Raw genomic sequence first — 12,212 nt, forward strand, 5'->3', positions numbered from 1 at the left:
GCAAATGTCAAAAGGAAAAAAGATTTTTTTGATTATCTTTTCAATCGTCGCAGTGTTAGTCATCGGATTGATCGGTGTCGCTGCCAAACTATATTTTGATGTATCAAACTCAATTCAAGAAACCTATCAATCAGTCGAGCGTGATCGAGAAGATCGCTTACGTGAAAATGATGTCGATCTATCCCAACAAGAGTCCTTCTCGGTTTTACTGATGGGGATCGATACTGGTGATTTAGGGAGAGTCGAACAAGGCCGTTCTGATACCATGATGGTTGCGACCATCAGCCCACAAGACAATCAGACGACGATGGTGAGTATTGGACGAGATTCCTATGTCGATATCGTTGGACACGGGACGACAGATAAAATTAACCATGCCTATGCTTTTGGTGGACCAGCGATGGCAATGAACACCGTAGAAAAATTCTTGGATATTCCGATCGATCATTATGTATCAATCAATATGGCTGGGTTAAAAGATTTAGTCGATGCAGTTGGCGGCATTGAAGTTGATAATGAGATCACCTTTTCGCAAGATGGCTTTGGTTTTGCTATCGGACGTACGTCACTAAATGGCGAACAAGCTCTTGCCTATTCAAGAATGCGTTATGAAGATCCAAATGGCGATTATGGGCGTCAAGAACGTCAACGTAAAATCGTTGAAGCAATCGTTAAGAAAGTCTTGAGTCTTGATGGAATCACCCAATATCAAACGATCTTAAATGCTGTTGAGCAAAACATGAAGACAGATATGAGTTTCGATGACATGCGAACTTTAGCATTTAATTATCGCAGTGCCTTTCAAACAATCAAACAAGATCAGTTGCAAGGGGAAGGATTCATGCAAGACGGCATCTCATATCAGCGGGTGAGTGACGAAGAACTAGCAAGAGTTCAAAAAGAGTTGAAAGCTCAACTAAATCTAGAGAATGAATAGGAAAGTGGAGAAAAGATGGAAGAAACAATTAGCTTAAAAGAAATATTCGCAATTCTACGGAAACACTTAGCTGCTATTTTTATTTCAATGTTTGCTGGTTTAGCTTTAGCAGGGATATTCACCTTCTTTGTCATTACACCAAAATACAGTTCCCAAGCTCAGTTGATTGTGACATTGCCTCAATCAGAAACTACCAATGCAAACGATGTAAATACAAACCTGCAAATGATCAATACGTATAAGGATATGATCGTCAGTGATTTAGTTATGACACAGGTGAAAGATCGTCTTGAATCAGAAAACAATTTGGAGATGACTGTCGGAGAATTAAAAGAATCCATTTCAATCAGCCAGTCACAGAACTCACAAATGTTTTCCATTCAGGCAACTAGTACTAATGCAGTGTCAGCACAAAATATTGCTAATACGACTGCATTAGTCTTTCAAGAAAATGCCCAAGATGTTATGAATGTTGATAAAATCTCAATCATTTCAAGTGCGGTAGCTAGTACTACACCAGTTTCACCTAACAACAAACTAAATTTAGCCATTGGTCTAGTACTAGGCTTCATGGTCGGTGTTGGCTTAGCCTTCTTATTGGAGCTGCTAGATCGAACCGTTAAAGATGATAAATTTGTAACCGAAACATTAGGTTTTACCGTGTTAGGTACTGTTCCGCAAATGTCACCAAAAGAACTGGCTGCGACCATTCAGAAAAAACCAAGTGCTCCATTTATTAAGAAACCCCAAGGCGACAAATCGGCAGAATCACGCCGTAGTCGTAGCCGGGTCTAGGAGGGAACAATGATGGCAAAAAAACAAGAACGTACTGGGACACAGACACATGCAGTGAGTTTGGTCACGTTAATTGATCCGTCTTCGCCAATCTCTGAACAGTACAGAACGATTCGTACAAACATTCAATTTGCATCTTCAGTAGATAAACAAATCAAGACCATTGTTGTTACTTCTTCTGGTCCAGGAGAAGGGAAATCAACAACCTCAGCCAATTTAGCGGTTGTTTTTGCTAAATCAGGACAACGGGTATTGCTAGTTGATGCCGATATGCGAAAGCCTACTGTATACAAAACATTCAGTTTAAACAATGCGAGTGGTTTGAGTACCGTGTTAAGTACCTCAACGAGCGTCCTTGAAGCAGCCCAGAAAACGGTGATTGATAATTTATCTGTCTTAACAAGTGGACCAAAACCACCAAATCCTTCCGAGTTACTTGGATCAGCACGAATGAATCAAGTGATGGAAGAAGCGAAAAACCTCTACGATGTGGTTATTTTTGATATGCCACCAGTTGTAGCAGTCACCGATGCACAAATCATGGCTTCTAAAGCAGATGGGACGATCTTAGTGGTTCGAGAAAATGTTGCACGTAAAGAATCCTTAACAAAAGCGAGAGATCTTTTGAATATGGTTCAAGCAAGAATCATTGGTGTGGTCTATAACGGTGCCGAACACTCGAAAGATTCAGGTTACTACTATTATTATGGAAATTAATTAATTTGAAGGAGACGAGAGAAATGATTGATTTACATTGCCACATTTTACCAGGAATTGATGATGGTGCAGAAGACATCAATGCGAGCATTGCTATGGCTGAAAAAGCGATTAGCCAAGGAATTACGCATATCCTTTGTACCCCACATCATAACAATGGAAAATACCGCAATCCAAAGTCAGAGGTCATTTCTCTCGTTACTTCTTTACAAGAAGAATTAGACGCACGGAACCTGCCCTTGACAGTTCTTGAGGGGCAAGAGGTTAGGATAACAGGTGATTTAATTGAGGATATACAGAAAAATGACATCCTTTTTACAGATCTTGATGATACGTATATCTTGATAGAATTTCCTACGATTGAAGTACCTACGTATACGGAACAAATTTTCTTCGATATACTGCAGCTGGGAAAAATTCCAGTCATTGTCCACCCGGAGCGGAACGCTCATTTTAGGAAAGACCCTAACAATCTCATCCCTTTTTTGGATATGGGCTGTTTAGCACAGTTAACTGCACCAAGTTATGTCGGTGTATTTGGAAAAGAGATTCAAAAAACCGCAAAAACAATGGTTGAACATAATCTTGTTCAGATGGTCGCTTCGGATGCCCATGGCGTTACAAAACGCACCTTTAATTTAAAAGAATCCTACGATCAAATTGAAAAAGATTTTGGTTTGCAGAAAGTAACATTGATGAAACAAGTGGCAAAAGATTTGATAAATGGGGATCAAATCAATTTTCCAGCTTTTACAGAAGTGAAAAAAAAGAAATTCGGGTTATTTTAGGGGGCAACTGGGTTGTTTGAATTAACGAGAAGAAGAAAAATTGTAACTTTGATAGTTGTAGATAGTTTATTGATCATAGCAGCGAATATAGCAGCAGTTTATTTTATGAGACCTTTTGTGGCGATTCCAAAAGAATTTACATTGATGTCGGTGAGCCTGTCTGTCGGCTTCTACCTTTTTTATGGTTCCGTGTTCCGTGTTTTTTCTCGAATCAATCGCTATACGAATCTGAAAGAAATGATTGCTATCTTCTTGGCTGTATCATGCAGTGCCTTTACTTGTAATGTGATTTTGTTTTTCGGTGATGAAACTTATAGCGTGCGGTTAGTGATTTTTACGTACTTTCTTTCGCTCTTTTTGATCATTGCTAGTCGATTGATTTGGCGGATCTATATTGAAAGAAAAAACATGAGAGGGTCATCTAATGAAGTCGTCAAGAATACTCTGATCGTCGGCGCAGGAGAAGGCGGCCGTATTCTTTACAATAGTTTCGTAGGTTCGAAAACGGCAAATGACATTAATATTATTGGCTTTGTCGATGACGATCCAAATAAACGAAACACTTATCTTTCTGGAAAAAAAGTGTTGGGATGTATCAGCGATTTGCCTGAATTGATCCAAAAATATGAGATCAATATGGTCACGATCGCCATTCCATCCTTGTCACGGAAAAAATTGCGAAGTATTTTTGGTTTAATTGAACCTTTGCATGTCAAAGTCAATACGATGCCATCAATGGAAGAAATCGCCTCTGGGAAAATCAGCACTTCACGTTTGAAGAAAATCGATGTCGTTGATTTGCTAGGCAGAGATGAAGTCAAATTGGATATCGACTCCATCAAAGATCAAATTACTGGAAAGACGATATTAGTGACTGGTGCTGGTGGATCGATTGGTTCCGAAATCTGTCGCCAAGTGATTCAATTCAATCCTAAAAAACTAGTTTTGTTAGGACACGGAGAAAACTCGATTTACTTAATTGACCGCGAGTTGAACATCAATTTTAAAGACAATATTACCGAAATCGTTCCCGTTATAGCCGATATACAAGATCGTGAAAAGATGTTTGAAATCATGAACGAAGTCAAACCGGATATCGTCTATCATGCGGCAGCCCATAAACACGTGCCGTTGATGGAATACAATCCTAGAGAGGCAGTCAAAAACAATATTTACGGAACTAAAAATACTGCTGAAGCTGCTAAAGCTGCGAAGGTGAAAAACTTTGTAATGATCTCTACAGATAAGGCCAATAATCCGCCAAACGTCATGGGGGCGACCAAACGCATCTCTGAAATGATTGTTACTGGCTTAAATGAAAAAGATTGCACGAAATTTTCTGCTGTGCGTTTTGGCAATGTCTTAGGTTCAAGAGGCAGTGTGATTCCAGTATTCCGTGAGCAAATACAAAAAGGCGGACCGATCACAGTGACTGATTTTCGCATGACTCGCTATTTCATGACGATCCCAGAAGCTAGCCGCTTAGTTATTCAGTCAGGCGCACTTGCTAAAGGTGGCGAAATCTTTATTTTAGATATGGGCGAACCGGTGAAAATCGTTGATCTTGCGAAGAATATGATTCGTCTAAGTGGTTATAGCGAAGAAGATATTGAGATTATTGAAACTGGGATTCGACCTGGGGAAAAATTATACGAAGAACTATTATTGGATAAAGAACGGAATGATGAAGCAGTCTTCGAGAAAATCTTTGTTGGCAATATCAAAGGTTATTCCTTGGAAGAGGTACTTTATTTTGTAGAAGCACTTCCAAAAGAGAGTGCTACATTGGCTAATGAAATTGTGAAATTTGCAAATGCTTCAAACAAATAGGAGTGGGTTTTGTTGTATAAGGATGGATTGAAACGAATCATTGATTTTATTTTATCGTTAATGGGGATCGTTGTGTTATCACCAGTTTTATTACTTTTATGCATAGCAATAAAACTAGATTCTAAGGGACCAATTATTTTCAAGCAAAAACGGGTTGGAAAGAATAAAACCTATTTTAATATTTATAAATTCAGAACAATGAAGATTGATACACCAAAAGAAATGCCAACACATCTTTTGGAAGACCCTGATTTTTATATCACCAAGGTCGGGAAATTTTTAAGAAAAACCAGTTTGGATGAGCTGCCTCAATTATTCAATATTATCAAAGGCGATATGGCTGTCATTGGGCCTCGTCCAGCGCTATGGAATCAATATGATTTGATTGAAGAACGAGATAAGTATGGGGCAAATGATATTCGACCAGGATTGACTGGGTTGGCTCAGATTAGTGGTCGAGACGAATTGGAAATTAAACAAAAAGCTCTTTTAGATGGGAATTATACTGAAAACATTTCACCTTCCATGGATCTGAAATGTTTTCTTGGAACGATTGTTTCTGTTTTTAAAAGTGAGGGTGTTATAGAAGGCGGAACAAGTAGTATTAAGAAGGAGGATGGGCAATGAAGCGTATCCTCATCACAGGAGAAAATAGCTATATTGGTACGTCATTTAAAACATGGATAGAGCAATATAAAGAATATTATCAAATTGAAACGATTAGTGTTAGGGAGAGTACTTGGAAAGATGTTGATTTTTCTGTATATGATGTTTTGATTCATCTTGCAGCTATTGTTCACGTCAAAGAAACGAATGAAGAATTGTATTACAAAGTAAATCGTGATTTAGCTATTAAGATAGCAGAAAAAGCAAAGAAAGAACATGTACAGCATTTTATTTTTTTTAGTACGATGTCTGTTTTTGGAGTAGAGAGCGGAGCTATTTCTGCAAAGACTAAAATAAATCCTAAAACACCATATGGTAAATCTAAGAGAGAAGCTGAAATACAGATTGAAAGGTTAGCAACTGATCATTTCAAAGTAGCGATAATCAGACCTCCTATGATTTACGGTCCGCAATGTGTTGGAAATTACCAAAGATTATCAAATGTGGCAAAAAAAATTAATGTATTTCCTAAAGTAAACAACAAGAGAAGCATGCTTTATATTGATAATCTCCATTGCTTTGTCAAAGTAATTATAGATAATCAGTTAAATGGAACGTTCCATCCCCAGAACAAAGTGCTTGTCAACACGTCTTTAATGGTAAATGAAATCGCAAAATTTCATAGCAGAAATATATATTTAATTAAAGGATTTGATACCCTTCTTTCTAAACTTTCGGAGCATAGCAACTTACTTCAAAAAGTTTTTGGCACGCTCTTCTATGATTCAACGCTGGAGGGTTATCCAGAATCGATTTTTAATAATGTGAAATTTGATTATCAAATCAGAGATTTTAAGACTAGTATTGAGGAGAGTGAAAAGTGAAAAGAGATATACTATTTATGTGCCAATTCTTTTATCCAGAGTATGTTTCTTCGGCACTCTTACCTTATCAGACTGCTCAAGGATTAAGTAAAGCAGGTCTAACAGTCGATGTCCTATGTGGTTATCCTCGAGAATATACACAAAAAAATGAAAAAATACCAGTTAACGAAAAAATCGATGATATGACAGTTTATCGAAAAAAATATATCCAACTTGGCAGAAAGAATTTTTTAAGTAGACTAATAAATTACTTTTCATTTACATTCACAATACTATTGAATGTACGAATGTGTAGAAATTACAAAACAATCATTGTCTATTCAAACCCACCTATTTTGCCTTTAATATCCATTATTGCAAAAAGACTATATGGATGTAAAATTGTTTTTGTTGCTTATGATCTTTATCCTGAAATTGCTGAAAGAACAGGTACGATTAGGAAGAATAGTTTTATTTCTAGATTTATGCAAAAAATAAATGAACGATTATATCCGGAAGCATCAAATATTGTGGCTTTGTCAAATGACATGAAATCGTATATTAGAAAAAATAGGAACATTGATCCAGAAAGAATAATAGTAATACCAAATTGGGCAACAGAAGAAAAATCATTGAATAAACTTGTGACACAGGAGTTTATAGAGATAAGTAATAAGTATCCACTCATAGTTTCTTATTTTGGTAATATGGGAACGGCACAGGATATGGATACCATTTTGAAGACAATTTCTGATGAACGTATTGCTAAAGAAAAAATCGCCTTTTTATTTGCTGGTCACGGCAATAAGAAAAAAGAAATATCAGAAGTCATCACAGAAAAAAGTCTAAAGAATTGCTTTATGTTTGATTATTTAAGTGGGAATGAATTTAATGATGCTTTAAGCATCACTTCTATATTTATTGTTTCACTTGAAGATGATCTCTCTGGATTAGCAGTTCCTAGTAAAACATACAGTTATTATCAAGCCGAAAAACCAGTAATTGCGATCATGGATACGAACACTGACATTGCTCGTGAATTATTATTAAATAATGCAGGGATTGCAGTGAATAATGGAGACTCGGAAGAATTAATAAGTAGTTTGTTGACTTTAAATAATGATAAAACAACACTTCGCTCTATGAGTAAGAATATGTCAAACAAAGTTTCCAAAAACTATTGTAGAAATATTCAAATTCAAAAATACATTAAATTATTCAAAAGAATATTGGAGGAATAAAAGTGTTTAATAATAAAGTGTTATTAATAACAGGTGGTACAGGTTCATTTGGTAATGCAGTAATGAAAAGATTTTTAGACTCCGATATAAAAGAAATCCGTATCTTCTCTCGAGATGAAAAGAAACAAGATGACATGAGAAAGAAATACAACAATGACAAATTGAAATTTTATATTGGGGATGTACGCGATATAAATAGTGTTAAAAATGCAATGTACGGAGTAGATTACATATTTCATGCGGCTGCTTTAAAACAAGTTCCTTCATGCGAATTCTTTCCGATGGAAGCTGTTAAAACAAATGTCATGGGTACGGATAATGTTGTGACAGCTGCTGTTGAGATGGGGGTAAAAAAAGTTATTTGTCTTTCAACGGATAAAGCAGCTTATCCAATCAACGCAATGGGAATTTCAAAGGCAATGATGGAGAAGGTTTTTGTAGCAAAAGCGAAGACTGTGGCAGATGAAAATACAATGATTTGCGGAACGCGGTATGGTAATGTCATGGCATCCAGAGGTTCTGTGATTCCATTATTTATTGAGCAAATAAAAGCAGGAAAACCGTTAACTGTAACGGACCCGGGCATGACTAGATTCTTGATGAGTTTAGAAGAAGCAGTTGAATTAGTTGTTTTTGCATTTCAAAATGCAAAAGCAGGAGACATCATGGTTCAAAAATCGCCTGCGTCAACGGTTGGTGATCTAGCACAAGCAGTGAAAGAACTTTTTAAAGTCGAAAATGAGATTCAAATTATAGGCACACGTCATGGTGAGAAGAGATATGAAACGCTTCTTACAAAAGAAGAATATCTCGTTGCGAAAGATATGGGCGGCTTCTATCGTGTTCCAGCTGATACTAGAGATCTTAACTACGAAAAATATTTTAGTGAAGGCAGTACTGAGTTGACACACGAAGGTGAATACAATTCTGATAACACAGAACGACTATCTGTAGAACAAATCAAGGAAAAATTATTAGCATTAGATTATGTTCAAGAAGAGATGAAAGAGTGGAAAAGTCGATGAATATTTTAGTTACAGGAGCCAATGGATTTGTAGGTAAAAATTTAATTGCAGAGCTTCGAAATGAAGGTTTTGGAAATATTTTTGAATATGATTTAGATACTCCTCCATATTTATTAGATGAATATTGCTTAAAAGCAGATTTTGTTTTCCATTTAGCGGGCGTGAATCGTCCCAAGGAAGAAGAAGAGTTTATGGAAGGAAATTTCGGTTTCACCTCAGTTCTTCTAGATAAACTAAAGGAATACAACAATACCTGTCCAGTAATGATATCATCATCTATTCAAGCTGCTTTTAACAATGCTTATGGTCGCAGTAAGAAAGCTGGAGAAGATCTTTTACGAAAATATCAAAGTGAAACTGGAGCGAAAGTCTACATTTACCGATTCTCTAATTTGTATGGAAAATGGTCGAAACCAAATTATAATACGGTAGTAGCGACTTTTTGTTATAAAGTGGCTCGAGGTGAAGAAATAACCGTTAATGATAAAAATGCGGAAATTGAACTTTGCTATATTGATGATGTTGTTAAGGAATTGTTGCATTGCCTTCAAGCAAAACCATTTATTGTCGACGACTTTTGTTCAGTAAGAGAAACGGATACAGTAACTGTGGGCACTTTGAGAGATATGATTCTTTCTTTTAAAGAAAGTAGAATAAATCTATCTGTACCTCAATTGAATCGTAGAATAGAAAAAAATCTGTATAGTACATTTCTTAGCTTTTTACCAGAGGATGAGTTTTCATATCCTTTAAAGATGAATATCGATGATCGCGGATCATTCACCGAATTTTTGAGGACTGAAGATCGCGGACAAGTCTCAATTAATATTTCAAAGCCGGGTATTGTTAAAGGAAATCACTGGCATCATACCAAAAATGAGAAATTTCTGGTAGTAAGTGGAAAAGGCGTTATCCGCTTTAGAAAGATTGGTTCTGAAGAAATTATCGAGTATTTTGTTTCTGGTGAGAAATTAGAAGTAGTCGATATACCTGTTGGCTATACTCATAATATTGAGAACTTAGGTAATACTGACATGGTTACTGTTATGTGGGTGAACGAAACGTTTGACCCTGAAAATCCTGATACTTATTACGTGGAGGTCTAGCATTGAAAAAATTAAAAGTTATGACAGTCGTTGGGACTCGTCCAGAAATCATTCGCTTATCTGCAGTTATTAATCGTTTAGAGAGTTCTGAAGCGATTGACCATGTACTTGTACATACTGGTCAAAACTATGATTATGAACTAAATGAAGTTTTCTTTGAAGACTTTAAATTAAAGAAGCCAGATTATTTTTTGAATGCAGCAACAGGTACAGCCATTGAAACCGTTGGAAATATATTGATCAAAATTGATCCGATTCTTGATGAAGTAAAACCTGACGCATTTTTAGTCTTGGGAGATACTAATAGTTGTTTATGTGCTATTGCCGCGAAGCGAAGACACATTCCTATTTTTCATATGGAAGCTGGAAATCGCTGTTTTGATCAAAGAGTACCAGAAGAAACAAATCGAAAAATTGTTGACCATACAGCTGATATTAATTTAACTTATAGTGATATCGCCAGAGAATATTTACTAAGAGAAGGATTGCCAGCTGATCGAATTATTAAGACAGGTAGTCCGATGTTTGAAGTACTAAATTCTAGAAAAGAAGATATTGAGAATTCATCTATTTTGGAAAAACTAAATCTTAAGCAAAATGAGTACTTTTTAGTATCCGCACATAGGGAAGAAAATATTAGTTCAAAAGAAAATTTTCATGATCTAGTGGATTCACTAAACTCAATTGCTGAAGCATATCAATATCCAATTATTATCAGTACTCATCCTCGAACAATGAAAATGATAGAATCAGAGGGTATTCAATTCCACGAATTGATTCAAACCATGAAACCTATGGGATTTAATGATTACAATAAGCTTCAAATGAATGCTAAAGCTGTTTTAAGTGATAGTGGTACGATTAGTGAAGAAGCATCTATTTTAAATATTAAAGCCTTAAATATACGTCAAGCTCATGAAAGACCTGAAGCAATGGAGGAAGCAAGTGTTATGATGGTAGGTTTAAGCAAAACAAGAATTTTAGGAGCTTTAGAAGTCTTAATGGATCAGAATAAAGATACATTGAAACTTGTTTCTGATTATAATATACCTAATGTATCTGAAAAGGTTTTAAGAATTATTATTTCTTATACTGATTATGTGAATCGAGTTGTTTGGAAGTTATGAAGATATTATTGATTAATACAGTGTTTGTTGAGGGGAGTACAGGTAGAATTTGCAAAGATTTATATGAAGAGTACGAAAAAAAAGGGTATGAGTGTTGTATAGCTTATGGAAGAGGTACTGTTGAACCTAAATATAACTCATATAAAATTGGAAATAAATTAAGTATCTATTTTCATGTTTTTCAAACAAGATTTTTAGATAACCATGGATTTGGATCAAAATTGGCGACAAAGCGCTTAGTGAATTTTATTAAATCTTATAAACCCGATGTAATTCATTTGCATAACTTACATGGCTATTACCTTAATATTAATATATTGACTGAAGCCCTTAAAGAATATAGAGGTAATATAGTGTGGACTTTTCACGATCAGTGGCCTTTTTCTAAAGGGGCTGCTTATATTGAGACGGAGGAAACAAATTTATTAACAAAAGACTATCCGTTGTCTTATATATCATTCAGAGATAATTTAGGAAGAAAAGCACAAGCATTTAAAAATTTAGAAAATATTACTCTCGTAACTCCATCAGAATGGCTTAAAAATTCTATTGAAAATAGTTTTTTTGACTATCCCGTAAAGGTTATTAATAATGGAATTGACTTAAGTCTATTTTATCCTAAAGAAATGAACACATTTAGGGAAAAATATAACCTTAGTGATAAGAAAATCATATTAGGATGTTCAAGTGTTTGGGACAGAAGGAAAGGATTGAAATATTTTGAAGAACTTTCTGAAATAATCTCAGATGATTATCAGATTGTTATAATTGGTCAAGTAAAGAAAAAGAAGAAAAATAATATTTTGTATATTAATAAAACTAACTCAATAGAAGAATTAGTATCTTGGTACTCAATAGCAACTGTTTTTCTAAATACAACATTACAAGATAATTTTCCAACTGTAAATATTGAAGCTTTGGCATGTGGTACTCCTGTAGTAACTTTTGATACGGGTGGAAGTGCAGAAATAATTGACGAATTCTCTGGAATAGTAATTAGGGAGAAAAATAAAGAAAGTATATACAAGGCGATAAAAGATAGTGAAAAATTAGACAGGAAAAATTGTGTTGAAAGATCAAAAAAATTTGGAAAAAGTAAATCTTTTTCTGAATATCTAGACCTAATTGATAGCTTTTATTACAATAAAAAAGAAAATAGTGAAGAGGAATAAAAATA

At 35.3% G+C, this 12,212-nt stretch carries 12 protein-coding genes; all 12 read left to right on the plus strand.

What is annotated here, in order from left to right; translation table 11 throughout:
- Window positions 1–4: 4 nt before the first annotated feature.
- Genes QN079_RS05620 through QN079_RS05675 form a run of 12 tightly spaced genes read left to right on the plus strand, consistent with a single transcriptional unit; the run spans window position 5 to window position 12,207 of the window.
- Window positions 5–937, plus strand: a complete 933-nt coding sequence (locus tag QN079_RS05620; protein WP_502875146.1) for an LCP family glycopolymer transferase — start codon at window positions 5–7, stop codon at window positions 935–937.
- Between the two features lie 15 nt (window positions 938–952).
- Window positions 953–1,732, plus strand: coding sequence for a YveK family protein (locus QN079_RS05625; protein WP_289230493.1), 780 nt, complete (start codon window positions 953–955; stop codon window positions 1,730–1,732).
- A gap of 9 nt (window positions 1,733–1,741) precedes the next feature.
- Window positions 1,742–2,449, plus strand: coding sequence for a CpsD/CapB family tyrosine-protein kinase (locus tag QN079_RS05630; RefSeq protein WP_413158298.1), 708 nt, complete (start codon window positions 1,742–1,744; stop codon window positions 2,447–2,449).
- 23 nt (window positions 2,450–2,472) lie between these two features.
- Entirely contained in the window at window positions 2,473–3,237 is a 765-nt protein-coding gene (locus QN079_RS05635) for a tyrosine-protein phosphatase (RefSeq protein ID WP_289230495.1), read from the plus strand.
- Window positions 3,238–3,249: 12 nt separating this feature from the next.
- On the plus strand, window positions 3,250–5,067 hold the full coding sequence (locus QN079_RS05640) for a polysaccharide biosynthesis protein (RefSeq protein WP_289230496.1): 1,818 nt from the start codon (window positions 3,250–3,252) through the stop codon (window positions 5,065–5,067).
- Window positions 5,068–5,076: 9 nt separating this feature from the next.
- Window positions 5,077–5,694 carry a sugar transferase gene (locus QN079_RS05645; protein WP_289230497.1) on the plus strand — a complete coding sequence of 206 codons (618 nt, stop codon included), beginning with the start codon at window positions 5,077–5,079 and terminating at the stop codon, window positions 5,692–5,694.
- The gene (locus QN079_RS05650) at window positions 5,691–6,557 is read left to right on the plus strand and encodes an NAD-dependent epimerase/dehydratase family protein (protein WP_289230498.1); all 867 of its coding nucleotides are present in this window, start codon (window positions 5,691–5,693) and stop codon (window positions 6,555–6,557) included. Before QN079_RS05645 ends, QN079_RS05650 begins: the two co-directional genes overlap by 4 nt.
- Window positions 6,554–7,777 (plus strand): glycosyltransferase family 4 protein, encoded by a 1,224-nt coding sequence (locus QN079_RS05655; RefSeq protein ID WP_289230499.1) that lies wholly within the window; start codon window positions 6,554–6,556, stop codon window positions 7,775–7,777. The genes QN079_RS05650 and QN079_RS05655 overlap by 4 nt, the downstream gene beginning before the upstream one ends.
- A gap of 2 nt (window positions 7,778–7,779) precedes the next feature.
- On the plus strand, window positions 7,780–8,802 hold the full coding sequence (locus QN079_RS05660) for a polysaccharide biosynthesis protein (protein WP_289230500.1): 1,023 nt from the start codon (window positions 7,780–7,782) through the stop codon (window positions 8,800–8,802).
- On the plus strand, window positions 8,799–9,908 hold the full coding sequence (locus QN079_RS05665; RefSeq protein WP_289230501.1) for a capsular polysaccharide biosynthesis protein CapF: 1,110 nt from the start codon (window positions 8,799–8,801) through the stop codon (window positions 9,906–9,908). The genes QN079_RS05660 and QN079_RS05665 overlap by 4 nt, the downstream gene beginning before the upstream one ends.
- Before the next feature lie 2 nt (window positions 9,909–9,910).
- Window positions 9,911–11,035: a non-hydrolyzing UDP-N-acetylglucosamine 2-epimerase gene (wecB, locus tag QN079_RS05670; protein WP_289230502.1), complete on the plus strand. Its 1,125-nt coding sequence runs from the start codon at window positions 9,911–9,913 to the stop codon at window positions 11,033–11,035.
- A complete protein-coding gene (locus QN079_RS05675; RefSeq protein WP_289230503.1) occupies window positions 11,032–12,207 on the plus strand; it encodes a glycosyltransferase in 1,176 nt (391 codons plus the stop codon). The genes wecB and QN079_RS05675 overlap by 4 nt, the downstream gene beginning before the upstream one ends.
- Window positions 12,208–12,212: the final 5 nt, after the last annotated feature.

Source organism: Enterococcus sp. FZMF (genome assembly GCF_030263915.1).
In the GTDB taxonomy this organism is placed as follows: domain Bacteria; phylum Bacillota; class Bacilli; order Lactobacillales; family Enterococcaceae; genus Enterococcus_D; species Enterococcus_D casseliflavus.

What these genes read in the sequence shown, in the direction of transcription:
- QN079_RS05620 (WP_502875146.1), top strand. Translation starts at nt 5, where the DNA reads ATGTCAAAAGGAAAAAAGATTTTTTTGATTATCTTTTCAATCGTCGCA.
- QN079_RS05625 (WP_289230493.1), top strand. Translation starts at nt 953, where the DNA reads ATGGAAGAAACAATTAGCTTAAAAGAAATATTCGCAATTCTACGGAAA.
- QN079_RS05630 (WP_413158298.1), top strand. Translation starts at nt 1,742, where the DNA reads ATGATGGCAAAAAAACAAGAACGTACTGGGACACAGACACATGCAGTG.
- QN079_RS05635 (WP_289230495.1), top strand. Translation starts at nt 2,473, where the DNA reads ATGATTGATTTACATTGCCACATTTTACCAGGAATTGATGATGGTGCA.
- QN079_RS05650 (WP_289230498.1), top strand. Translation starts at nt 5,691, where the DNA reads ATGAAGCGTATCCTCATCACAGGAGAAAATAGCTATATTGGTACGTCA.
- QN079_RS05665 (WP_289230501.1), top strand. Translation starts at nt 8,799, where the DNA reads ATGAATATTTTAGTTACAGGAGCCAATGGATTTGTAGGTAAAAATTTA.
- QN079_RS05675 (WP_289230503.1), top strand. Translation starts at nt 11,032, where the DNA reads ATGAAGATATTATTGATTAATACAGTGTTTGTTGAGGGGAGTACAGGT.